We start from the raw sequence: 25,184 nt of genomic DNA on the forward strand, positions 1-25,184 counted from the left end.
GTCCAAATTCATTTTATCCTTTGACTGCCCCCATTGCAACTCCCTTTGTGATATGTTTGTTCAGAATTATATACATTATTACCATTGGAGCTGCGGTTAAGGACATAACTGCAAATTGCACCGCATAATTCGAGGAATATAAACCAGTAAATTCCAGCACCGAGAAAGGAAGTGTCTTCCATTTCGCACTATTTAAGTAGGTACTCGCCATCATAAATTCATTCCAGTTATTCAGGAAAGTCATAATGGATACGGTTACCAGCGAAGTCTTAAGCAAGGGAGCTATGATAATAAAGATCACACGATATATGCCGCACCCATCTATTAAAGCCGCTTCCTCTATTTCTTTTGGTATGCTTTCCATAAAGCTGCAGGTTAAAAACAAACCTTGCGGTAAGGAAAAGGCGATATAAGGAATTAATAATGCCCAGATGGAATCAATGAGATGAAGTCTGTCGTAGATAATATAATTCGGCAAAAGCGTCGCGTGAATCGGAACCATCATACCAAGTAAGATCATCCCTTTTACCAGTTTCGATAATTTCCAGTACATTCTTGAACAGGCAAATGCCATACAAACCGAAATCAGCAGCACAAATACTACCGCAAGTATATTAATTACTACACTGTTCTTTAAATACAGCAAAAAGTGACCGTCGATAAAAGCTTTTACATAATTGTCAAAACGAAACTTTTTCGGCCATACCAGCAGTCCATTGGTAAACATTTCGTTGTTACTTACAAGGGAAAAATTCACAAGCCAGATAAGCGGAAAAATTTGAACCACTGAAAATATAATCAATACACTCCACATGAAAACCTTGCCAACGGGATTTTGCTTTTTTATGTTTATCATGTCATTGTTCATTGTCTAAGCCTCCGCTTTTTCTTTGAATATACGATTCAGTATAATAGTTGCGATAATACAGATAGAAACAAAAGCAACACTTATGGAGTTTCCGTATCCGTATTGAAAAGAACTAAAGGCTTGTTTATAGAGATAGTTTGCCATAAACTGTGTCTCATTTCCGGGACCCCCGTTCGTCAGCAAATATACTGTTTCCATTTGTTTTAGCGCAGTGATTACCGCCAGTGTCACATTTACCTGGATAACCGGCTTCATCAGGGGTAATGTAATTCTTAAAAATACTTTTTTATTATCTGCACCATCAATTGCCGCTGCTTCATACAGTGTTGGGTCAATATTTTTGATACCGGTATAATAAATAAGCATACCCCATCCAAATCCATGCCAAATTAAGACAATCAGCACTGCCCAGATAGCCGTTCCGGTACCTAGCCAGTTAACATCCCCTTTACCACCAAAAACTTTGATAACATTGTTGAGTAAACCAAAGTTGGGGTTATAGATAAATTTCCACAAGTAGGCTATGATAGCTACAGAAATAACGTTCGGCAGAAAATAAACGCACCGGAAGAACCCTTCCGCATGTTTTCCCATACGGTCTAAAAGGGCTGCAGTAATAATGGCTAACGGATGTTGAATTAGAATAAAACCTGCTGCCAATAACAGCGAATCCCTTAATGACAGCCAGAATACCTCGTCACCTACCAGCCGCTTAAAATTCTCTATTCCAATAAAACTATAGCTTCCCAACCCTGTAAAATCAGTTAGAGCATAATAAATACTCAGACATATCGGTGCCAATATCGCAAATAAAAATGTCAGAATGCCTGGCAGCACCAAAGATAATATAACGAATTTATTGCTGTACGCTTTTCGCATAAATAACCTTCTTTCACTTTTTTCGGAAAAAGGGCGCTGCATGTCTGTTCCATGCCAGCGCCCTTTCTATTCTTCAAAGCCCATCATTCTATTGCAGCATGATGCTTCAATCAAATATTTTATTTACATGCTTTTGCTAATGTGGATACAAATTCCTCTGCAGACATTTTCCCAATTGAAAGATCCTGTACGGAGTCTTCTGTTATGGTCTTAAATTCTGTGGTACCTAAATCCCCAATTGGTGAACCTGAGATATTCGTTGCTGTTTGAACAATCTGCATAAACTGTTTCTGAATCTCTGTCTCATTTCCGGTCTTATATTTTGCAAAATCCTGGGCTGACATACAAACACCGTTTTCCCATGCAAGTTTGGTCCATCCTTCCGGCTTGAACATATAGTTCAGAAGTTTTCTTGCTTCTTCTTTTTCTGCTCCACTGGAAGTAATGGAGTATCCGCCGCCGTTCCATGCTGTAATATCTGTAGCGGTAGCTTTTCCGCCTTCTACTAACGGCATTGAGAAAACACGGATATTATCACGTACATCAGCTGGAATATCCTTATTTGTAGCCATGTTCATATCCCAGCTTCCCATATAGTACATTGCTGACTGAGCATTGGTAAACAGATTCTGTGCAGTACCATAATCTGTAGTTTCAAAGCCTTTTTCAAACAGGCCTCTTTCAGCAGAATCATACAGCATTTCAGCAGCTTTCTTGAAAGTAGGATCAGAAAAATCCTTATTGGCAATTGCCTGCTTCGTCTTCTCAAGAATTCCGGAGCCATCTATTCTCATCATCAAATCGGTGATATATATGTATAACGGCCACTTATCACCGCCATCCATTGCTACAGGAATGATACCTTCTCCATTGATTTTATCAGCAAGTGCCAGCAGTTCATCATAGGTCTTTGGAACACTCCACCCGTGATCCTTAAACATTTTTTCGTTGTAATAAAAACTAAGTACGTCGGTATTTCTTGGCAGTCCATATAAAACTCCATCTTTGCTAAAGCCATCCAAAGAACCATTGATAAAACCATAGTCCTTGTAATCGTCCTTATTCAAAGGCTCCAATATACCAGCATCAATAACTTCATCAATAAAACCCGGCTGTCCCCATACACTTACCAGATCAGGCATTTTACTGCCTGCTGCATAGGCTTTGAATTTAGTCTTATAGGCCTCATCATCCAGTGTTTCAACTTCGATTTTAACATTGGGATTTTCCTTCATATAAGAATCAAACAATGTCTGCTCAACAAATCCCTGACCGGAATTACGATCCGGAAGATTTGAGAATACTTTAATTGTAACAGACTTCGCATTATCCCCTGAACTTTTTCCGTCTGCCTGTTCCTTTGTTGTAGAATTACCGGATGAATTTTCAGTATTACCTTTTGAACCGCATGCTGCCATTGATACCATCATAGCCACAGCCAGTATAACTGCCAAAACCTTTTTCATCATATCCTTCTCTCCTTAACCTGTTACTAAAATGTCTTTTTTAAAAAGTACATTTCGTTGTATCTTCACTATACCAGTTGCCTTGGTTTACTTGAACTCATAGATTTTAGAAATAGTGTACTTTTTTTCAATTGCTTTCTACAGACTGTCTTTTAACTCCTCAATAATACTTACACTAGCTGTTGAACCTATCCGGTTAACGCCCAGATCAATCATTGTCAAAGCATCTGCCAGGGTTCGGATACCACCGGCTGCTTTAATCTGTATTTTATCTTTAACGATGCTCTTCATAAGCTTAATATCCTCTTTTGTAGCACCTCCCGTACCAAAACCGGTTGAGGTTTTGATAAAATCAGGCTTAATGTTTAGCGCAATTCTGCATAGCTCTTCTTTTTCCTGGTTGGTCAAATAACAATTTTCAAAAATCACTTTGCTGATACGCCCGGTGTTACGGCAAGCCTTTACGATTTCATCCATTTCTTTCTCGATGTAATCATAATTCTTTCCCTTTAATTGCGAAATATTAATTACATAATCAATTTCATCTGCTCCATCTGCTATTGCTTCAAGTGTTTCATACTTTTTGACAGAGATATTGGTCTGCCCTAGAGGAAAGCCAATTGCAGCTCCTACATGAACCTTGCTTCCTTTTAAAAGTGCTTTGCATAATTTTACGGGAGCTGAATTAATCGCAACCATTTTAAAGCCATTTTCCATGCTTTCCTCACAAAGTTTCATAAAGTCACTTGCTTCAGCATAAGCCTTTAACTGTGTATGATCGAAATACTGCGCCAGTTCCTGTGGTGTAAGTTGGGTTTTATTCATAATTTAATCATCCTTTCACTTCTGATATAAAACAATCTATTAAAATTACAATGCCATTCGATAAATATTCAGGACATCTTCTGTCTCCAGTTTCATAAAACTGCCAAGGCTCCCCTTTTGGGTCGCCCGCTTAGCCATGATATCAAAACGGCTGTCATCGATTCCAGCTTCTGACAGCCTTGTTGCCTGTCCAAGAGAACGAAAGAATTCTTCCAGCCCATCAATGGTGGTCTGAATGATTTCTTCCTTATATGCCTCACTGTTTAAGTATGTATTTTCAGATGTTTTAGTCCCAAACACTCTCTCTGCAAATTGTAAGAAACGTTCCGGATGCTTCTTATAAACATAACGCATCCATGCAGGAATAATAATTGCAAGTCCTGCTCCATGAGCAATATCATATTCCGCACTAAGTTCATGTTCAATATTGTGGCTGGCCCAGTCTTCCTGTCTTCCTGCACCCAGAATACCATTATGGGCAATGCTTCCCGCCCACATAAGATTGGCCCAGGCATCATAGTCCCTCGGATTATTCATCACTCTGGGAAGCAGTTCCAGAACCGTAATCATAGTAGCTTCACATAACCTGTCAGAGAATTCATTCCCACCTACCGGTTCAAAGTAGCGCTCCATTACATGTGCAAAAATATCCGTGCCGCCTGCTGCTATCTGTTTCTTTGGAAGGGTAAAACAGAGGCTGGGATTTAATATCGCAAATTTGGGAAAAGCCAGTTCATTCACTAAAGTTCTTTTTTCTTTTGTATCTTCCTTCGTAATCACACTGGCACAGCCTGCTTCACTACCGGCTGCCGGAATCGTAAGAATAACACCTACCGGTAACATCTTCTTAGGAGCTTTCCCTTCCACAAAAAAGTCCCATACATCTCCCTCATAACAAACTCCGGCAGCTATTGCCTTTGCCGTATCAATTACGCTTCCGCCGCCGGCAGCCAGAATGAAATCAATCTTCTCTTTTCTGCATAATTGTATTCCCTGGTATACCAAAGATAGTTTAGGGTTCGGCTGTACACCGCCAAGTTCAACAAAAGAGAGATTACTTTGTTCCAACGAGTCTACAATATCCTGATAGGTACCGTTTGATTTCAGACTTTGTCCGCCATATACTAATAATACTTTCCTTCCATATTCTAAAACCTGTGCTCCAACGTTTCTGTGAGCATCTGCTCCCAAAATAATCTTCGTAGGAGTATAAGCTGTAAATTGCCTCATATTCGTTCATTCTCCTCTTTATTATATGATATCTGCCTATCCGTGTCATCTTCACAATTATTTCCTTAACGGGTTTTAATGATATCGGAAGCCCATACATTAGCTCTGGCCTGCTCCATCATAATGTAGAATGCCTGTCCCTCCGGTGCAAAGCCGGGTTTGTCAAACGTAGGTGCTCCACATACGCCATGAACCAATCCTACATAATCCACCTGGGAATCGGCAGCTTCTCTCAATTTTTCTGCCTGAGTCAGATATTTCATTGGCATCCATCCATCTGTTAGTCCCCTATATATTGTATAAGCGGTCATCTGTGACATATTTGTCTCAACAAAAGTCCCCGAATCATCTAAGACATTGTGAAATAAATTATCCTCTCTCACATATCCTAATACACTGTCCAGCAGTTCCAACTCCTTCTGTATCAGCTGATGGAGTTCTGTTTGAAACTTCTCTTTTGGCAGCATTGCAATTACCTTACCGATTCCTGCAAGTGCCCATCCGTTTCCAACTCCCCAGTGTGATTTGTCACAGCAATCTTTTGCTTCCGGTTCCCTTTCATCCCACATGTGGCAGAGCAGATGAGTACTGTTGTCATAGAGCTTATCCCAATAACCATTAATCGCAGTGACTGCTTCCTTGTAATAACCGGCAGAGGCCAGAAATACAGGCAGCATATAAAGTGAGTCTGCCCAGAATTGTTTCCCTGTCGTAAGATGATATAAAATTCCCTGTTCGTTGCGGGGAGCTTTATCTATGGTCCATTGTAATAATTTTTCATATCCCTCTCTTAAGAAGGTGCTGTCAGTAAGCTGGCACGCCTTTAAAAGTCCTTCTCCAACCGCACAGGAATCCGTTGCACCGTCTGTCACTCCTATAACTGCTGTCCTGCCGTCCGGAAGACTTCTGTATACTGCTTCATGCGCCATTTGAATTAGGATCTCGAATTGCTCGGTTTCAAGCATTGCCTGCATGGCTACCCCTTGTTCCCAGGAATGCCTTTGCATCGCGAGCAACATTCCTGTTGCTATTTTCATTTTTTCAGTCATACTCTTAGCCCCTTACTTTCTGTAATTGTTGATAGATAGGCTGCAGTGCTTCATAGGAGCGGTTAAATGCATCATATAGCAGCCGATATGTTTCGCTAAATTTTTGATCCGGCTGAATTGTTTCCTTTATCTGATTCATTTTACAGATGACTTTAAAATCAGGATACAACCCTATTCCAACACCGGCACAGACTGCAGCTCCAAGGCTGGTAGCCTCTGAGAGATATTGAGGTATCTTAACCGATTTATTCCAGATATCAGCCAGGATTTTTGTCCATGCTCTTCCATTGGCACCTCCGCCAATCATTACAATATCACGTATAGGAGAATCCTGCTCTAATGCTTCCAGAATCAGACGCAAATTAAAGCCGACACCTTCCATCACCGCTCTTGTCATGTCACCTTCAGAGGTATTCCCATTAATTCCAATAAAAGCTCCTCTGGCATTAGCATCCCATCTAGGGGACCGTTCTCCCAGCAAATATGGCAAAAACAGAAGTCCCCCTGCTCCGGGTTCGGACTGCAGCACCTTTTCATTCAGAATTCTGTCATTCTGACTTAATTCCTTGAAAAAGGTATCTCGGTACCAGCTATAGGAATAGCCTGCAGCTTGCATGGTACCACAGGGGGTAAATAATGCAGGATCTAAATGCACCCAGTTAAAGGTACGCATTTCCTTATCAAATAGTGGTCTGGCTGAAGCTTTTGAGAGCCAAGAGGAAGTACCCAGTACATTATAAGCACTTCCTTCTTCGACTACGCCGGCTCCAACGCAAGCACAACTGCCGTCACCTCCGCCTATGATTACCGGTGTTCCGGGGAGTAAACCGGTTTCTCTTGCAGCCTTTGCTGTAACTGTTCCTGCTTGAGCTGTGGACGGAAAGGCATCCGGTAATAAATCCTCTCTGATATCCCATGCCCCCAATAGCTCCTTACACCAACATTTGTGTATAATATCAAATAAATTAGTACCTGACGCATCACTGTAATCTGTTGTAAAGTTACCCGTCAGACAGTAATTTAGATAATCCTTTGCTTGTAATATCTTGAAGCACTTATGATATATCTCCGGTTCGTTTTCCCTGATCCAAAGTATCTTTGCTGCTGTATAGGACGCACTGATACGGTGTCCCGTAATCTGATAGGCCTTCTCCATTGCAACTTGTTCTTTCATCCAGGCTTCCTGCTTTACTGCTCTGGTATCTGCCCATATAATCATATTGCGAAGAGGATTTCCATGTATATCAACCGGAAGGCACCCCATCATTTGAGCGCTAAAGGATACTGCTGCGACATCTCCAGCTGAGATCCCTGCTGTTTCAAGCAATTCCTTTGTTGTTACACATACAGCCTTCCACCAATCCTCCGCTTTTTGCTCTACAAAACCCGGATGAGGGTATAGGGTAGAATAAGAATATTGTGCACTCCCTTTCAGACTGCCGCTTTGTTCATACAAAACTGCTTTATTCCCACTAGTGCCCAGATCATGAGCAATAATATAGTTTCCCATGCTATTCCCCTTCTTCTCTAAAGTGACAATTCTACCAAGGTTGCCGGCATTTCATGTTTTAAATTCACTTTATCCGGTCCGGTTACCAGATCGAAGCAGGAAACAACAATCCTGCCATTCCATACTATCGGTTCACCCGGCTGGTCTAAACCACCGTCTACCCCTGTACAGTCAGGGCTTTGAGCGATCCGCTCAACTTTCCCGTCAGGATCTATCTTAGCGATTGCATTGGCACAAAAATCTGCCACATACAGGTTTCCTGCCTCATCAAATACCATTCCATCCGTACTTTGCAGATTTTCTCTGTCTTTTGCAAAGATAATATCCTCTTTTACTTGCCCGTCCTCTGTAAAACTGATTTTATGAATTTCTCCATCACCAAAATTTCCGACATACAGATTTCCCTCTTTATCAAAGGCTATTCCATCTGCTCCGTATTGACAATCCGGGTTTTCTGTAACAAAGGTAGTCAGGATATGCTTATCTTCCAATGTATTTGTTATCTGAATGTTCTCTTCCTCCAGACCAAATCGGTAAACACAGCTTACTAATTTGTTATCCGGGTGTTTTACCGGATGCAGATAACTTTGTGTTACATACATATAATTTCCCTTAATTCGTATCCCGTTGGGATGTTCCATGTGTTCCGCAACCACTGTACTTTTTAAGATATTTCCATCCTCATCCACTTTCATTTTTAAAATTCTGCCTTTGTACAAAAGGTCTTCTCTTTCACTCCAACCCTGGTTATCACAAATATAGATATTCCATTCTTTATCAAAGGCAATTCCCATATTTCTGGCCACTCCGGTTTCCGGGTGGACAGGCACGTCAAACCATTTCGCGGCACAGCCGTCCTTATCAATTCTTACAACACAGCCGGACATGGAATCCTCTGCGTAGTTCGGACAGGAAAGTATCAGATTTCCGTTCCTGTCTATTTCCATACCATCGGGAGTACACACATAATCCGGTAATATTGAAAACAACCTGCTCTCTTTCATCTCTTTTCTCCTCTACTCATATTGAATCACTATTTTTTTTGTGGTTTGCCGCCTTTCTTCTATTAAAGAAAAAGCATCCGTAATATTCTCAAAATTGAATACATCTGATATAAAATCCAACGGATTTAATACCCCTTGATTAATCCAGGACATAATCTGAGAGTGGGCTTCCCCTTCTTCTTTTTTACTCGGCCATTGCACAAATTGAAGGGTCCAGTTATAAGGGGCTTTTCTCCAGTCAATCTCGGCATATGGCTTTGCAGATATTCCGTAACAGCAGATTTTGCCATTATATTTTACCAGTTCCATTGCTTGATTAATGAGCGCATTGATTCCTACTGCATCCACCACATAATCGATTCCCTCCGGGAATAATTCCTTCACCTCTTTTATCAGATCACAAACCGAACTGTTAAAAGCATAGTCAGCCCCCATCTTCAAAGCCTCCTGTACTTTTTCCTCTAATACATCAGCGGTAATCACGGTTTTCATTCCCAGAAGCTTTGCAAATTTCGTAAAACAAAGGCCAACCGGACCGGCACCAATAATCAGGACCGATTCATTTGATTTAAAGCCAAATCTTCTGATGGCACTTAGAACTTCTCTAAAGGTTACTATCATGGCAGCCCCCACAGCATCAACTTTATCTGTCTCCTTGATAACGGATTGCGCCAAATAACTTTCGTTCCAAGAAGGAGTTCCTTCTCCCATGCCATTTGCTATATATGCTTGTGCATCGCCTACAATTGCAAATTCGGAGTAAGCTCCCCACCCTGGGGTATAATCCTTCACCTTTGCTTCCAGAAATGGAAGCAGGACCATATCTCCGATTTTTAGGCTCTCCACCTTCTCACCGACTTCAACAACTCTTCCAACACCTTCGTGTCCGAGTATCGCCGGATATGTATCAAAATTCTTAAATTCACCGTGTATTAACTTTGTGTCCGTTCCGTTACATACGCCACAGCTAAGCATCTTAACTAATGCCTGGCATGGGCCATACTCCGGTTTCTCAATTTCTTCTACAGAAAGCTTTCCTTTTGCATCTACAATTAATGTTTTCATGAAAAATATCCTCCTTCTGATTCCCTTATTCCATGAACATAATGTTCCATATCCTATTATAAAGATGAATGATTTCTCAAAGAACTTACTATTTTTTGATTTCGTGTAGGATTTTTCAAAAGCCACAAAAAATCCCCTCTTTGGTTCCTTCGATAACCGACCAAAGAGAGGATTTATTTGCAGCAGTATTAAGTTTGTGGTTTGAGTAACCAATTAATAACATAGGAACAAACTTTCAGCAAATGTCAGAATAAATTTAAAGTTTGCTGCTCGTAATCACTCTTTCTATTAAGCATATAAGGTGTTTGTTTTAGGATTAGGGAGGTTTGCATGGTATCAAATATCCATTCTTCTTTTTGATTTTCCGTTAACAACAACGGCATCCGGTCATGAACATCCTCGATGGAGGAATTGGCAGCCGTTGTTAATATTACAAATCTGGATTCGTTTTGATACATATTATAGATTCCTGCCATATACATTATCGATTCACTCTTAGGGGTAAAGTAGATTTTCTCTTTCTTTTTGTTCCATTCATAGAAGCCGCAGGCCGGAATAATACACCTTCTAAAATTCAGACAATCTCTAAATGTCTTCTTTTCAAAGGCGGTTTCCGAACGGGCATTGATAATCACTCCGCTTCCCTTGAAATTAGGAAAACCCCATTTTAATACCTCTGGCTCGATTTTATTCCCTTTTGCCACTAAGATTGGTACATTGTCTGTGGGGTAGATTTCCCCGGTTTTGGCTTTTACATTTCCTAATTTTCTATCTAGCTCTTCTATTATTTTTTTGATTTCTCTTGAGGTTTCATCATCTACATAATATCTTCCGCACATCACAATGCCCTCCTTTAATGGTTTTGTCTTAAACTGCTATTTCTTTTTGATTGGATAACAAATCTCAGTAACCAGATCATCCGGATTCATAGTTTGTGCCGGACTGACATGATAAATACAAAACATTGCTCCATTGAATTCATAACCATTATCTCTGACCCAGTTAGCTACTGTTTGATTCACTTCCGTGATTTGTTCGTAACTTCCTTTATAGGTTGCAGAAGCTGTCTGTACTTCAGGAACTGTTTTAAAAATTACATTCTCTGTATTTTCATAAATTCCTTTAACCGACATCTGGATTTCAATATCCACATCGCTGTCTTTATAGCCTTCATCATGAAAAATAGCTAAACTACAGCAATTATCTTCTGGTGTCATCTCCAGAGACGCTGTCTCTGACATTAGAATCTTCCAAAGAATTTCTTCCTGATTGTATGATGGTATCGTTTTTCTGACACTTGCTACATACCGTTTGGGAATTGCTTTTAAAATAACATTATAATTCATAACCTTATCATCCTCTCTCAGCCTTTTAATAGCTGTCTCAAGGAGAAGTAGACGTTGCTTAATTTCAGTTTCTTCTGCCTGCATTTCTGTATGTTTTACCACTAAAAAGTCAGACAACGCTTTCGGGTCATCATATTTCTTCATTATTTCTTTCATGGTCGATAAGCTAAAACCCATGTCCTTTAAGGAAATAATTCTACCCGCATCAGCAAGTTGCTCTTCGTTATAATAACGATAGTTGGTATAATGATCTGTTTGTTTGGGTATTAAAAGTCCCATTTCATCATAATGTCTCAGCATCCGTATACTTATCCTTGAAAGTTTTGAAAAATCACCAATTTTTAACATTTAAATTTCCTCACATATATGTGTTTTTTGAGCTCATCTTTACTATAAAGTATAACATAATGTGAGAGTCAATAGCAAAATATAAAAGCACTGTCTTTTGTATGACAATGCTTTCATTAATACGAATCATGCTTTTATAGTTGATTTAACTTGTGCTCAGGCTCTTTACCATTCTCTATGCGTTTTATATTATTCACGAAGAACTCATATCTTTTTTTGTGGAATTTGAGGCCGTCAGGCATTCCTGCCGTATGGGGGGTAAGTATCACATTACTAAGGTTCCGAAGCTCACTGGTAATAGGGAGAGGTTCCGATTCAAACACATCCAGGCATGCACCTGAAATTTCTTTGTTTTTTAACGCATCTATCAAGTCTTTTTCATTTACAATCCCACCCCGGGCGGTATTGATAAATAGTGCAGTATTTTTCATTTTTTTGAATACATCCTTGTTGATCAAGTGTTTGGTCTGCTGATTTAAAGATACATGCACACTTATGATGTCTGAAACGCTTACAAGGGTATCGAAATCCGTTATTTCACCAAAACTGTCAGAATGAACTGCCTCATTTCTAGCATAACCCAGCACATTCATATCAAAAACCCTGCAAAACTCAGCTACCTTTTTTCCAACGGAGCCCAAACCGATAATGCCAATCGTTTTGCCCCTTAATTCACTCCCTGTATAATTCAATTGATTCTCATCCATCCGATTTTTCATGAAATCATCAAGAAAGGGTATGTTTTTATAATAAGATAGTAATAGAGCCATTACATGCTCGGCTACTGCCTGTGCATTCACTCCCGCAGCATTGGCAACCCATATTCCTGCCTGCGTGCAGGCATCAATATCTACATTATCATAACCTGCGCCTGTCTGTACTAATTTTAATTTACTTGTATTTGATAGCAGGTTACTATCCACTTTAATATGTTCTGGTATGATAATCTGACAATCTTTCAAATGATGCAGCATCTCTTCTCCTGGGGGTACAATTACAACATCCCATTCTTCCGGAAAGTGCCTTATAATATTTGATATTGAGTTCTCTGTAAAATAGCCTACTATAAGTATTTTCATTGATAAACCACCTTTCATTCTGTATACCATATTGAAATTTCTATCTTTCTTATAAAATAATTATTGTATACAGATATTAAATTTTATCAAAGATTTATGGGTTACTTGTTCTGTTATTTTTGATTTAAAACCATAGAAACTGCCTATATACAGCTTCCATTATATACCGCTCCATATCACTAATCAAATCTTTATACAAATGTAATGATTTTTTTAGCAGAGACCTGTCTTCTGCTATTTTCTTTCAGGGTCTTTACAATTTTGGTCAGTCATATTAGCATATACTATATACTAACCAAATCGGTCAGGAGGTTTTCATGAATGAAGGTTTTTTCAGTTTGCCTGCAGACAAACAACGAAAGATAATTAATATGGGATTTCAAGTTTTTTCCCAGAATACGTATAAAAAAGCTCCTGTAGCAGAAATAGCCTCAAAAGCAGATATTTCGAAAGCTCTACTTTTTTACCATTTCAAAAACAAAAAAGAATTTTACTTATTTTTATGGAACAAATCAATAGAATTGACGAGTAATGCAATGAAGGAGCAAGATGTCTTAGGAACAAGCAACTATTTTGAAATGCTGAGGCGCTCTCTTATAGGAAAATGTAATTTGCTGAGAGAATACCCTTATGTAAGTGAATTCTCATTACGAGCTTATTATGAAGAAAATATTGAGGTTAAGAAAGAAATCCAGGATAGTTTTCATAAAATCAATCTGGAAAGTGAGAAAAAAGCCTTTGAAATCATAGATATTACAAAGTTACGCGATGGCATTGATATACATCAAATGTATCAGGAGATGGTTTGGGCTTCTGATGGTTATTTGCATATGGCCCTTATACAGGGCGATATCAACGTCGATAAATTGAAATCAGATTTTGAGAAATTAATCCATATGTGGGAAAAGGTATATCAAAAATAGTAGGGGGGAATCATGAGTACAGAACACAAACAACTAGAAGCTATGAATGGATGTGTACACTACTGGATTTCAAGAAATTGTAATCCAAATGCAAAATGCATCCTATTTACACATGGGCTAACTGCAAATCATACCATGTTCGAAAAACAGGTTGAGTATTTTAAGGAATCCTATACGGTGATTACATGGGATGTACCGTTACACGGATTATCAAGGCCTTATAAAAATTTTTCTTATGAGAATACTGCGAAAGAATTAAAGGCTATCTTAGATAACGAGAGAATCATTAAAGTTATTTTAGTTGGTATGTCAATGGGCGGTTATCCAAGTCAGGAATTCGCTTATCGATATCCAAAAAAGGTGGATAGGATGGTAATGCTTGATACCACACCCTTTGGGCTTAAGTATTATTCCAAAACAGATCTATGGTGGTTGAAACAAGTTGCACCTCTTGGAAAATGGTTTACTGACCATATGCTTCGAGAGAGTATGGCAAAATCTGTTTCCAAAACAGACTATTCTTATAAAAAAATGAAAGAAATGCTAAATCCTTTATCAAAAGCAGAGATTATCCAGCAAATGGATATTGCCTATGGAAAATTTGCGAAAGAAAATAAAGATGTACACTTTGATTTTCCAGTATTACTTTTACTAGGTGACAAGGATACTACCGGAAAAGTAAAACAATATAATAAAGCCTGGGCCAAAGAGACCGGCTATCCTCTGCATCTCATTCAGCATGCAGCGCATTTCTCCAATGGAGACAATCCGGAACAGGTTAACCTGGAAATAGAACATTTTATTCAGGGAAAGGATTCATATGATATTTAAAGAATTTGGAAATATCAATTTTCCAACAATGATTTTTATCCATGGTGGCGGTCTGTCTGACTGGTCATTAATGCCTATCGTAGCTGAATTTCAAAAGAAATTTCATGTAATTGCGCCTATTATTGATGGACATGGAGAAGCTGCCGCAGAAACCTTTATCAGCATTTCGAATTCTGCTGCAAAATTGATTCATTACATTGATACACAATGTAATGGGCGGGTTTTTGCAATTGCAGGTTTATCAATAGGAGCACAAATCGTAACAGAAGTAATCTCTCAAAGAGATGATATTACGCAATATGCTATTATTGAGAGTGCATTAGTTTATCCAATCAAGGGTATTGTCACATTCACAGTGCCTGCATATCAGATGTGCTACGGACTAATTAAGCAAAGGTGGTTTTCAAAACTGCAGGCAAAATCCCTGTGCGTCCCTTCTAATATGCTTGAAATATACTATAATGACAGTATAAAAATGTCGAAGCAATCGTTAATCAATATAACATTGAGCAATGGAACCTATGATTTAAAAGAAACTACTTCAAATACAAAAGCTAAAGTGCTGATAATTGTAGGTGAAAATGAGATTCCGGTCATGAAAAAATCAGCTCAAAAATTACATCAAATAATTCCTGGCAGCGAATTATATATTGTTCCTGGTATGAAGCATGGTGAATTAAGCTTAAAGTACCCTCAAAATTATATAGAAGCACTAAAAAAATTATTTAAATTATGAGTTTGCGAGAGCCTGTGAAAAAATCTCTGTATATATCATTCCTGTTGTTGTCCAACGCTCGCATATTTGCGAACCCGAAATAATGATTTTATTATCTTCAAATTGCAGGACTGTTGGCAACCAATCTACATAAAATTCATTTTGGGATTTTGGGAATAGTTTTCTTGTTTGTCCAGTGGGGTCTATAAATGACAAACCGTCAACTCTTATAACAAATCCCAATTCTTCATTTGCGTAAACACCGTTTTTAGGAAAGGAATTGGGGCTTTGTATGCAATTAACATTTAAAAATGATAGCATCTCATTTTCTCGGCAAGCCCAGTCTCCATCTGATATTTCAAGGGATATTTTATTCATTGGAAATGATTGAAACAACATATCAGCCATACTCGCATAATCCCGCAAGAACTGCTTAAAGCTCTCCGCCCCGGCCGGCTTGCCAGAATAGTATGGCTGGTCTTTATCCCTGTTCCATAAATAATCCAAATAGGAAGTGCCTCGGTCTTTTTCGAGATAATCAATCGTCGCCTCCGTGTTATCTCTGTATAAATAGATTAGACATGGGTTTAATGGTTGTATTATCTCTATAATTTGGTCAATAAAATTTTTCAATTCCTCATACGGCCGATTCTGAAACAAAAAAGTGAAAATCTGGAACTGGAATATCGCACTGTCGATGACATAGACTTCATCCTGATTTTTCATTGCTTTTTCAATGAAATACGCCCATTTCTCCAATGCGAATTTTTTGTACACATCAAGAGGAAAGCTCCAAACATCAAATTTCAACAGCTCCTGGTATACATTCTCGCTGATTTTATCCCTATAATTCCACTGGATTTCGGGTAAATGAATCCCTATAGTGCTTTTCTTAAATACGGCAATCTGATTGAGGATGTCAGCCGTTTCCGGATATGTTTCTATGAATCTGGCATATTCATCGTAGGTCATGCCGACCTCATCAAAAAACAGAACAGGATGTGGCATAGCCACTTCATGTATCCACTTCGCATTTATATTATTACGTTCAAGCTGTATATGTATATACCGTGCATTTGTGGTTTTGCCTGTTGAGGGTAACCCCTCTAACATAATTAGCTTTGAATCAATCATTTTTATCCTCTTTGAAATTTCATTCATAACACCCCATGCCGAACCACTTAAGGTAAGCTAAGAGAGCAGATTTTGCCATTGCATACCCAATGAATTCGTCCTGTGTATGAGATTCGGTCGCCGGTCACGAAAATAGCGCTGTCGTCTTCTATTGCATAAATGGGCAGCTCCATGGAGATTTGCAATAAGGTTGATAATACCTGCTGATCTTCAAGCTTAAAGTGTGGCTTGACGATAATGTCAGCCAGACCCAGTCCATCATATGGGACTGGAGATTCCTTCGTGTCAAGGGAGCGTTTGGCCATGTTGATTGCACCGACACTGACTCCCAACACCGCTGCGGCAGAATCACAAATCGCAGCATCCAAGCCCTTATCTCGTATTAGTTGAAATTGTAATCCGGGGTGACCGCCCATAAGAAACACGCAGGAAGATTCTTTAATCAAACGCTTAGCTTGTAATGCTTCCATCCGATTATCAATTGCATAGTGCCGTGCGAAAGGTATGTTGTTTTTACTACTATGCATTCTCAATGAAATTCACTAATACTTCATTGAATTAATCCTTTTGGTCATAAAAGGCTGCATGACCGGAGAACTCAAATGGAATAAGCTTAGAACCTGGAATCATTTTATTTTGTATTTCGCCTAGTTGGAATGGAACCACTTTATCATGTATTCCATGAATGATTAAAGTGGGCACGTGGATGGCTTCCAAATCAGTGAATAATACTTCTTTAATCCATGTTTCTTCTACGGAAGCAGTCGCCCAGCCCGCAGCTGCCAGCCCCAATTGAAAAAACCAATCGGAAAGAGCTTCCGTAATGTGCTGAAAGAAAAACCTGTTTCCAAAATCCCGAAGCATTTGTGGACGGTCATTATAGGTTTCTTCAATCATTTGTATAACATCCTCTTTATCCACCCCATATGGAAAATCAGGAAGTTTTATCAGGCTGGGAGCTGCTGCTGCAAAAAGTGCCAGTTTAGATACTCCGTAGCCTTTATGGCGCCCCATGTATTTTACTGATATTGCACCTCCATTGGAATGTCCGGCTAACGTAAAGTCATATAAATGCAATGCTTCAACCACAGACCTCACATCATCTGCCATGGTACCAAAATCATAGCCGTAAAAAGGTCTGTCTGATTTACCGAATCCTCTGACATCAATTCCAATACACCTATAACCCAGTTTAGGAAGCTGGTTAAACTGATATTCAAACAAATTGTGATCTCCTGGCCAGCCATGTACGAACAGAATCGTTTTTTTACACTGAGGATTAAGATCTTCTACATATATATTTACATCATCTGCAACGGTAATATAGTATCCCATAAGTAAGGTTCCTCATCAGATATCGTTTAGTTTATTATACTCACAAAGTACACATCTAATGAAAACAAGTGACAATATTTAAAATTATTTCATTGGTATTTCAAAACTGTGAAGTAGAACTGCCCCATCCTGCGTTGTATACTTTGAAACACTATGATATAACGCAGTGTTAGTTTTGAGAAACCATTTTTTCAAGAACCTGTTTTAATAAATCTGCATTTAATATTTCATAATAACCTTTATTGGCGGACTCATACCAAATATTAATATTACCTAAAAGAATATGCATAGGGTTATTGTTCCAAATCAAATCAATTTCCCATGTTACATCAGAACCATTGTAAGGCGAATATGTTTTCAATGTGCGTTTACACATACTTGTGCTTAAAAGTTTGATAAACTCGTTTGCATCTACTTTATCTGTAATATCTTTGCCTTCGTATGAAACATCCGTTAGAGCCACCCAATTATCGCTTGTAGATTTAACCTCACATGTAGAACCGCCTTCTGTTACGGTTCTAGTAACTTCTGCAACAGTATAAGGGCTACTTATAATCGGTTTTTCTCTAAAAATAAAATGTATATATACTAAAATACCTATAAATAGAATTGGTATCAAGGTAAACAATAAAATCTTTTTTATATTTTTCATTAAAATACCTTTTCTTTCTTTGATATCCTGAACAGTATATAAATAATCTTCAGACCGAATTTGATAACGAAGATGAATCATTTCGGGTTATTTCCTAAAGTAAATTTAATTATACAATAGACTGACATAGCCGCTCTAACAATGAACAGACTTACAACTAAGATAATTACACATAAACTTATACGCGAATTAAGTCCTAAGCGGCAAAAAAATATCGCAAACGCTGTAGAACTTAAAAATATCCATAATATTTATTATCAACCTTTTTTCTGATAGATAATTTTTTTAATAAACTGGAACATTACACACCTTACCCTCGACATTGCTTCACAATGGATATTATTGCGAAGCCTTTATATGGTAATATTATACATTATGTACTTGTATAACAGCAATATATTTATCTGATAGAATTAAATATTAAGGATATCTTAATCGTCCATCATGCATGATAATTAACTCTCGTAAAATTTTTTCCAGTTTTGTATTGGCATAGTTCATTTCTTGGCTGCCTCATAAGCAGCTAGATACAATACCTCGAAAAGATTTGTATCACTAAGTAATAGGCTTCGTTGATAGTATTCGGATACTTTTCCTAAATTTACTTTTAGATTATGCTATTGTAAATCTTGTTTGCATCAGATTTGGTCTATATTATAAGAATTTATACCCGTAGAAGAACGCAGGCGTTTCATATCACTGATCGGTGGAAGTCCAAATAAACGGGTATATTCCCGGCTGAATTGCGATGGGCTTTCATAACCAACCTGAAAGCAGACAGTAGCCGCTTCTGATTCTTCTGCCAGCAGCAAGCGTCTTGCCGCCTGTAATCTGATTAGTTTTTGATATTGGAGAGGACTCATTGATGTAACCTTTTTAAATTGATTATACAATGCAGAGGTACTCATATTTACTTTAGCTGCCATGTTTTCTATTTTCATCGGCTTTGCAAATTCTTCATTAATCCATCCAATCACCTTTGAAATACGACTTGCATTGTTCCCAATCATTGCAAACTGTGTGACCGCTCCTTGATCCTCTTTTAAAATCCGGTATAGTATTTCCCGTATAATAAGAGGCGAAATCACTTTAATATCCTCATCGGTTTCTAAAAGACGCACAAGCCTTAACATAGCATCAAGTAAATCGTAATTTGTCCTTTTAATCACCAAACTTCGTTTAGAATCTTTTCCTTCCTTTAAGTATTTATTTGATTCTGCAACAATATCAATTATTTGATTTATATGAAAGCTTAATTTGATACACAAATAAGGTTCCTGAGCATCCGCCTGTATGATTCGGCTGTAAACCGGCAGATGAACAGAGGTTACCAGATAAGACGTCGGATCATACCTATAACTCTCATTCGCTAATGTTACCATTTTAGCACCTTGTACAATAACCAATAAGGAAGGCTCATAAATAACAGGCAGCGGTTCCGATTCACCTGATGCACGTATGATATCCAATGCCGGTATTGCTGTGGAATGTATACCATCTGTCTTTACAAGGCGATTCAATAATAGTATTAAATCCTTCTGACACTCTTTCATTTTATTCTCTAAAATTTCATTATTCATCGGAATTCCACTCCTGTCTGCATAAGTACAAAATAAAAATATCTGCTTAAAACCAATACACAAGCACCGGCAGGTATCCGATTAACAATAAGCAGATCGCCAAACCGATTCAATTTAAAACTCATGGCGGAATATTCCTGTGCTAGCAACTTTAAACCATACCACCATTTGCATAAATCGTCTGGCCGTTAATCCATCTTGCCGGTCCCGCAAGAAATGAAACAACTTCTGAAATATCCTCCGGTCTACCTAATCGCTCAATTGGATTCATCTTAGACATATGTTCAATAGTTTCAGTATCCTTTCCCTGTAAAAACAATTCTGTCGCCGTAGGCCCGGGAGCCACGGCATTTACAGTAATATCGCGTCCCCGAAGTTCCTTTGCCAGGATGAGGCTGATAGCATCAACAGCTCCCTTACTGGCAGCATACGCCGCATAGGTAGGCAATGCAATCTTTTTTACCGATGTCGAAAGATTGATAATAGCACCACCGGAACGAACTCGTCTGGCTGCCTGCTGGTTGACCACAAAAGTTCCTCGAATATTCGTGCGATGCATACGATCCAACTTATCCAGATCGAAATTGGCCACCGTATCCAGAATCATGATGCCTGCAGAATTAACTACAACATCAATACCTCCGAATACTTCCTCCGCCTTATCGAACAGACGGCTCACCGCAGCCTCATCGGCAACATCAGCCTGAAACGCAATGGCACAACCTTTTTTTTCAGTAATTTCCTGCACCGTTTTATTTGCTTCATCACTGTTGCTTGAATAAGCAATCACTATAGCCTGTCCATCTGCCGCCAGTCTTTCTGCAATTGCCCGTCCAATGCCACGTGATCCACCTGTAACAATAGCAACTCTCTGTTTGTGAATACTTTCCATAATAAAAATCTCCTTGTATAAATGATAAAATCAACTTGTATCTAATTAACATCTTAAGTAACCATATCTGCCCTTATAGGAGCTTTCCGATTACTATATCACTCCACTATTATATATTATATATTTAAAAACCCGGTAGCCTATTCGTAGCAAATCATTGCCTAATTCTACAAAAGATATTTAAATTTATCCCTTTCATATCCTATCGTATCATCCTTTTTAAATAGAACTCCTGCGGAATTGTCTTAAATTCTTTGCCAATACAATAAAAAAGATAGATTGTCAGTCAGATAATATATGTAAATAGAAAAGGGTAAGTACTGCAAACTTTACCTACCCTTTCCTACTGTATGAATCTCTAAAGAAGGGTATTAAAAAAACAGGGTAGCTTTAAGAAGCCCTGTTAATTTTAGGAATTAGTTATATATTATTTAATAAATTGTAATATTTTCTCGATATTTGGATCTTCAGAAATCAGTATATCTGTATATTCACGAAAAAGATTTCAGTCAAACATGGTTATATTTTTTGTCTAATTTTTTCTGCAGTAGAAGGCGAGGCAGTATATATCATTAATTTCAAATCGGGATAGTCTGATAACTGCAAATTTACATGTTCAAACTCCAATTCTCCAATTTGAGGGTAATTCCATAGTTTGTGACAATCAGTAATAGTTTTAACTTCATAACGAGGCCACCATAGACGAAATAATTCACTTTCCGCTTTAAACTTTTCAATCATATCGTTTAACCTGTCATCTTGAGGATACCTGGCACAGTCGGCCCTAAATCTGGCAATCATGATTTTAGCTTTTTCTTCCCAATCTGAGTTAATTTCTTTTTTAAAGGGATCTGTTAAAAATTGATGTAATAAATTTAGTTTTGGATTTATGCCCGCGGAATATGAAGGGAATCTAAATAAAAATTCTGCTGCAGGATTCCATATTAGTAGGTCCCAGTATTTATCTATTACATATGCAGGATTAGGCTCTAATGCAAAAACAGTTCTTTCTAATCCAATACTTAATTCTTTATATACTTCTGATTCTTCCATTTCATCTGATTTAGATAACAAAAAAAGATATCGTCGCTCGTCATCGGATAATTTTAAAGCTTTAGCCAAACTCTCCAATACTTGATTGGAGGGATGTACATCTTTACCTTGCTCTATAGATGTGTACCAAGAAACACCAATGTTAGCAAGCTGAGCCACCTCTTCGCGACGAAGCCCGGGGGTACGGCGGCGGGTATTTGTGAACATTCCAACCTGTTCTGGTGTAAGTCGTTGTCTACAGGCACGCAAAAATTCACCCAGTGAATTCTGAGTTATAAAATTATTCATATGTTATCACCCCTATCCTACTACTCTCAATCCTACGATAACCACAGTGTGGCTCTGTTATTTTAACACTGATATAATTACTATTGCAATATAAAAAATACAATCAAACAATTTGAATAGGAGTGAATTAATTTATGAAGATATTTGTAACTGGAGCAACGGGAAAGGTTGGGAGTCGGTTCGTACCCTATTTACTTAAGCGAGGATATGACGTTCGTATTCTTGTAAGAAGTACTGAGAGGGCACTTCCCTTGAAAGAACAAGGTGCAGAAGTTGTGGTTGGTGATCTTTTGGATAATGAGAATCTCGCTGAAGCTATACGAGGTGTTGATGCCGTGGTGCATCTAGCTGCTCAGTTTCGTGGTGTCAGCGAAGAAATAGCACGAGTATCCAATATAGATGCCAGCATAATATTAGCAAAAGCAGCTCTTGATGCAGGGGTTACAAGGTTTGTTTTTAGTAGTACAAGTTTGGTATACGGAGGTATCAGTAGAATTAACCCATGTAGCGAAGACGATGTTCTTCAGCCAGTTTTACCCTACCCAAGAACAAAAGTAGCTGCTGAACAAGCTCTACTTAAACTCTATAGAGAAGAGGGTTTGGATTTACGTATTTTAAGATTTGCCTTTGTTTATGGCGATCATGACCCTCATATTGAAGAATTTTCTCCAATTATGAGTAAATGGAATCCATCCCTTCAAATGTCGCTAGTACATCATGAGGATGTGAGTCAAGCATTAATGCTTGCGGCTACTACACAAGATGTTAACAGTAGAGTATATAACGTTGCTGATGATGCTCCCATATCTATTGGCGAACTTCTTAGACTTAATCGTTTTCCAGAACAGGTACCTCCTAGTGGAGGATGGCCAAGTTTTAGCCCATGTGATATGGTATTGGATACAACACGAATTATACACGATCTTAATTTCCACTCCCAATATCCTTCTTTTTATACTGCTATAGATAAAAAAGCCTCGATTGACCCAGAGAGAGCCGGGGCTTAGAGGGAGTACCCAAAGTTTGTGTAAACCTCCAAACTGATGTAAAATAAAATTACTCAGTTTGGAGGTTTTATTTTATGGCAAAGAGAAGAAGGGACGAATCTCCCGAAAGACAAGCACTACGAGAAATGGTTAATGGGTATCTGAAAGAAAATCCGGTCAAGAATGGAACAGACGTCAATGCTCTCATGAGAGAAATGATGTCTGTTATCCTAGAAGGAAGCCTAGATGGCGAAATGGATGAGGAACTGGGTTACTCTAAGTATGATTTCCGGAACAAAGAAACAGATAACAGCAGAAATGGCTATAACTCAAAAACATAACATACCAGTTATGGCGACAGGGAACTGGACGTTCCCCGTGACCGAATTGGGGAGTTTGAGCCTAAAATCGTTAAGAAATATCAAAATACTCTGACCCAGGACATGGAGGAAAAAATCATTTCCATGTATGCCAAAGGAATGACAACTGGAGATATTGAGAGCCATATGCAGGAACTTTATGGTGTAGATATTTCAGACAGTACTATCAGCCGAATCACAGATAAAATACTCCCTATCGTGAAAGAATGGCAGGAACGGCCACTGGAAGAAATCTATGCAGTGGTATTCATGGATGCTATACATTTTCATGTAAGAAGTGAAGGACGAATTGTCAAAAAAGCAGCAATATAAGTAATGACCTGTCTTTCTTCGGTTTCTTTTCCATATATCTCTCCTGTCTTAGATTCTTACTTACTATTCGCGAATAATTTTCTTGATTATTATGGATGTAAATGTAGCTACAAATAATAATCCCAATAATATTTGAAGAGTACATAACGCTGTACTAACCCAACCCAAAGGTGTTATGTTTCCATACCCTACTGTCGAGAGTGTTACAACACTAAAATGAATACCTAAGCCAAAATCTTTTAGCAATTGCATTAAATCAAATGGATTACCACCAATTATTACATACTGTATTTCCCTGTTTGGTAACTGGAGACCTGAGAAAAGATAGATAATTGCAAAAGCAATTATAATTCCAGCAAACCAAAGTATAAATCTAAAAATCTTTTCTCCAAAGCCACATAGCGCCCAGCTTATTCTATCCCATATTTGTAGATACCATTTTTCTTTTGCTATCATATGATGTTTTTGGTATTGATATTTATATTCACTTATAAAGTCTATATCGCCATTTTTTGAATGTAAGCTATTTACTAGAGTATAATACAGCTTTGATAAATCTGCTGCGTCTTCTCTATTCATCTTCTTAATATCAAGTGAGTTTTCTTTCTTTCTTGGTGATTTGTTCTTATAACTCATTAAATCTATGTATGTGCTCCTATGAAATTCACTATCTGCATACTGTCCATAAAACTCAATATCTGCTTTCTTCATTTTTAGAATACTAACCCCAGCTATGTCAGAATCATTGGATACAACATCATAAAAACCGCATTCTGTAAATACACTATTTATTAATGAACAATCATTAAATGAAGTAAGAATCAATGAACAGTTTTCCCATAGTACATATTCTAATTTACAGTTCTTGAACTTTGCCGTTATCCAACAATCAATAAACTGAGAAGATACCATCTCTGTTTCAAACTCACCCTTACCGTTATGACCTACAGTAGTTTTACAAAAATAGCAATCCTCAAAGATGATACCTAACTCTTTTGTCTTGCAGTTAATAAACTTGCATCCAAAAAATCTACAATTTATAAATTTTATATTCTGGAATTCACAATTAGTAAATGTGACATTCCAAAATGTAGCATTCTGCTCATACATTTCATTTTCAGATAGAACTGCAGTCTTACCCAGTTTTGTATCTGTAAAGGTTACAAAAGAATATGTTTTGTTTGGTAGTTCTAATGGGTCTTTACTCCAATCCAAATTATTAAGTTTAACATCCATGAAGAGTACTTCATGTTCAGTTTCCTCAGGTAGTTTTTTATTACCTTTGCGCTGTAATTGTTCGGCTGTTTCCTTAGCAATTACTTTTGCTGTTACTTCACGATATCCTTTGATAACATCTAAATACTTCCTATTTTCTTTATCATAATTGATTTTCAATTTTACCCTCCGATAACCAATCTAAAAATGTATATTAAG

Annotated in this window: 25 protein-coding genes and 1 pseudogene; 5 read left to right on the forward strand and 21 right to left on the reverse strand. The window is 38.0% G+C overall.

The window, feature by feature from the left end; all coding sequences use genetic code 11:
- Positions 1-13: 13 nt before the first annotated feature.
- The 12 genes from bsdcttw_RS14855 to bsdcttw_RS14910 all read right to left on the reverse strand — a co-directional run bounded on the left by bsdcttw_RS14855 (position 14) and on the right by bsdcttw_RS14910 (position 12,669).
- Positions 14-868, reverse strand: coding sequence for a carbohydrate ABC transporter permease (locus bsdcttw_RS14855; RefSeq protein ID WP_330602204.1), 855 nt, complete (start codon positions 866-868; stop codon positions 14-16).
- A gap of 3 nt (positions 869-871) precedes the next feature.
- The gene (locus bsdcttw_RS14860) at positions 872-1,747 is read right to left on the reverse strand and encodes a carbohydrate ABC transporter permease (RefSeq protein ID WP_185255631.1); all 876 of its coding nucleotides are present in this window, start codon (positions 1,745-1,747) and stop codon (positions 872-874) included.
- A 119-nt stretch (positions 1,748-1,866) separates the two neighbouring features.
- A complete protein-coding gene (locus bsdcttw_RS14865) occupies positions 1,867-3,216 on the reverse strand; it encodes an ABC transporter substrate-binding protein (protein ID WP_185255632.1) in 1,350 nt (449 codons plus the stop codon).
- 135 nt (positions 3,217-3,351) lie between these two features.
- Positions 3,352-4,038, reverse strand: a complete 687-nt coding sequence (gene deoC / locus bsdcttw_RS14870; RefSeq protein WP_185255633.1) for a deoxyribose-phosphate aldolase — start codon at positions 4,036-4,038, stop codon at positions 3,352-3,354.
- Positions 4,039-4,083: 45 nt separating this feature from the next.
- Positions 4,084-5,268 (reverse strand): iron-containing alcohol dehydrogenase, encoded by a 1,185-nt coding sequence (locus tag bsdcttw_RS14875; RefSeq protein ID WP_185255634.1) that lies wholly within the window; start codon positions 5,266-5,268, stop codon positions 4,084-4,086.
- Positions 5,269-5,333: 65 nt separating this feature from the next.
- The gene (locus tag bsdcttw_RS14880; protein ID WP_185255635.1) at positions 5,334-6,317 is read right to left on the reverse strand and encodes a glycoside hydrolase family 88 protein; all 984 of its coding nucleotides are present in this window, start codon (positions 6,315-6,317) and stop codon (positions 5,334-5,336) included.
- A 4-nt stretch (positions 6,318-6,321) separates the two neighbouring features.
- Complete coding sequence (gene xylB, locus bsdcttw_RS14885; protein WP_185255636.1) at positions 6,322-7,827, reverse strand: xylulokinase; 1,506 nt, start codon at positions 7,825-7,827, stop codon at positions 6,322-6,324.
- 17 nt (positions 7,828-7,844) lie between these two features.
- Positions 7,845-8,831 carry an SMP-30/gluconolactonase/LRE family protein gene (locus bsdcttw_RS14890; protein ID WP_185255637.1) on the reverse strand — a complete coding sequence of 329 codons (987 nt, stop codon included), beginning with the start codon at positions 8,829-8,831 and terminating at the stop codon, positions 7,845-7,847.
- A 12-nt stretch (positions 8,832-8,843) separates the two neighbouring features.
- The gene (locus bsdcttw_RS14895) at positions 8,844-9,896 is read right to left on the reverse strand and encodes a zinc-dependent alcohol dehydrogenase (protein WP_185255638.1); all 1,053 of its coding nucleotides are present in this window, start codon (positions 9,894-9,896) and stop codon (positions 8,844-8,846) included.
- Between the two features lie 245 nt (positions 9,897-10,141).
- Positions 10,142-10,735 carry an SOS response-associated peptidase gene (locus bsdcttw_RS14900; protein WP_185255639.1) on the reverse strand — a complete coding sequence of 198 codons (594 nt, stop codon included), beginning with the start codon at positions 10,733-10,735 and terminating at the stop codon, positions 10,142-10,144.
- Between the two features lie 36 nt (positions 10,736-10,771).
- Entirely contained in the window at positions 10,772-11,590 is an 819-nt protein-coding gene (locus bsdcttw_RS14905; RefSeq protein ID WP_185255640.1) for a MerR family transcriptional regulator, read from the reverse strand.
- Between the two features lie 134 nt (positions 11,591-11,724).
- Positions 11,725-12,669, reverse strand: coding sequence for an NAD(P)-dependent oxidoreductase (locus bsdcttw_RS14910; RefSeq protein ID WP_185255641.1), 945 nt, complete (start codon positions 12,667-12,669; stop codon positions 11,725-11,727).
- A gap of 317 nt (positions 12,670-12,986) precedes the next feature.
- On the opposite strand from bsdcttw_RS14910, the gene bsdcttw_RS14915 reads away from it, so the two are divergent.
- The 3 genes from bsdcttw_RS14915 to bsdcttw_RS14925 are packed head-to-tail and all read left to right on the forward strand — an operon-like array spanning position 12,987 to position 15,159.
- Positions 12,987-13,592 (forward strand): TetR/AcrR family transcriptional regulator, encoded by a 606-nt coding sequence (locus tag bsdcttw_RS14915; RefSeq protein WP_185255642.1) that lies wholly within the window; start codon positions 12,987-12,989, stop codon positions 13,590-13,592.
- Between the two features lie 12 nt (positions 13,593-13,604).
- Positions 13,605-14,423, forward strand: coding sequence for an alpha/beta fold hydrolase (locus bsdcttw_RS14920; protein ID WP_185255643.1), 819 nt, complete (start codon positions 13,605-13,607; stop codon positions 14,421-14,423).
- On the forward strand, positions 14,413-15,159 hold the full coding sequence (locus tag bsdcttw_RS14925) for an alpha/beta fold hydrolase (protein ID WP_185255644.1): 747 nt from the start codon (positions 14,413-14,415) through the stop codon (positions 15,157-15,159). Before bsdcttw_RS14920 ends, bsdcttw_RS14925 begins: the two co-directional genes overlap by 11 nt.
- On the opposite strand, the gene bsdcttw_RS14930 is transcribed toward bsdcttw_RS14925, so the two are convergent.
- From bsdcttw_RS14930 to bsdcttw_RS14960, 8 genes are all read right to left on the reverse strand, one after another.
- A complete protein-coding gene (locus tag bsdcttw_RS14930) occupies positions 15,154-16,272 on the reverse strand; it encodes a P-loop NTPase family protein (RefSeq protein WP_185255645.1) in 1,119 nt (372 codons plus the stop codon). The genes bsdcttw_RS14925 and bsdcttw_RS14930 overlap by 6 nt on opposite strands.
- Positions 16,273-16,319: 47 nt before the next feature.
- Entirely contained in the window at positions 16,320-16,742 is a 423-nt protein-coding gene (locus bsdcttw_RS14935; RefSeq protein WP_185255646.1) for a Type 1 glutamine amidotransferase-like domain-containing protein, read from the reverse strand.
- A gap of 88 nt (positions 16,743-16,830) precedes the next feature.
- A complete protein-coding gene (locus bsdcttw_RS14940; protein WP_185255647.1) occupies positions 16,831-17,607 on the reverse strand; it encodes an alpha/beta fold hydrolase in 777 nt (258 codons plus the stop codon).
- Between the two features lie 169 nt (positions 17,608-17,776).
- The gene (locus bsdcttw_RS14945) at positions 17,777-18,340 is read right to left on the reverse strand and encodes a hypothetical protein (protein WP_185255648.1); all 564 of its coding nucleotides are present in this window, start codon (positions 18,338-18,340) and stop codon (positions 17,777-17,779) included.
- Between the two features lie 557 nt (positions 18,341-18,897).
- Positions 18,898-19,839, reverse strand: coding sequence for an AraC family transcriptional regulator (locus tag bsdcttw_RS14950; RefSeq protein WP_185255649.1), 942 nt, complete (start codon positions 19,837-19,839; stop codon positions 18,898-18,900).
- Positions 19,836-19,964 (reverse strand): hypothetical protein, encoded by a 129-nt coding sequence (locus bsdcttw_RS25240; protein WP_269140603.1) that lies wholly within the window; start codon positions 19,962-19,964, stop codon positions 19,836-19,838. The genes bsdcttw_RS14950 and bsdcttw_RS25240 overlap by 4 nt, the downstream gene beginning before the upstream one ends.
- Before the next feature lie 26 nt (positions 19,965-19,990).
- Positions 19,991-20,731, reverse strand: a complete 741-nt coding sequence (locus bsdcttw_RS14955) for an SDR family oxidoreductase (protein WP_185255650.1) — start codon at positions 20,729-20,731, stop codon at positions 19,991-19,993.
- Between the two features lie 519 nt (positions 20,732-21,250).
- Complete coding sequence (locus bsdcttw_RS14960) at positions 21,251-22,072, reverse strand: helix-turn-helix transcriptional regulator (protein ID WP_185255651.1); 822 nt, start codon at positions 22,070-22,072, stop codon at positions 21,251-21,253.
- A 134-nt stretch (positions 22,073-22,206) separates the two neighbouring features.
- Between bsdcttw_RS14960 and bsdcttw_RS14965 the strand changes: the two genes are divergently transcribed.
- Positions 22,207-23,079 carry an NAD-dependent epimerase/dehydratase family protein gene (locus tag bsdcttw_RS14965; protein WP_185255652.1) on the forward strand — a complete coding sequence of 291 codons (873 nt, stop codon included), beginning with the start codon at positions 22,207-22,209 and terminating at the stop codon, positions 23,077-23,079.
- A gap of 74 nt (positions 23,080-23,153) precedes the next feature.
- A pseudogene (locus tag bsdcttw_RS14970) lies at positions 23,154-23,741 on the forward strand (IS256 family transposase); the annotation flags it as partial.
- Between the two features lie 72 nt (positions 23,742-23,813).
- Here the strand turns inward: bsdcttw_RS14970 and bsdcttw_RS14975 are convergent.
- Positions 23,814-25,145 carry an ion channel gene (locus tag bsdcttw_RS14975; RefSeq protein ID WP_185255653.1) on the reverse strand — a complete coding sequence of 444 codons (1,332 nt, stop codon included), beginning with the start codon at positions 25,143-25,145 and terminating at the stop codon, positions 23,814-23,816.
- Positions 25,146-25,184 lie beyond the last annotated feature (39 nt).

It is taken from the genome of Anaerocolumna chitinilytica (assembly GCF_014218355.1).
In the GTDB taxonomy this organism is placed as follows: Bacteria; Bacillota; Clostridia; order Lachnospirales; family Lachnospiraceae; genus Anaerocolumna; species Anaerocolumna chitinilytica.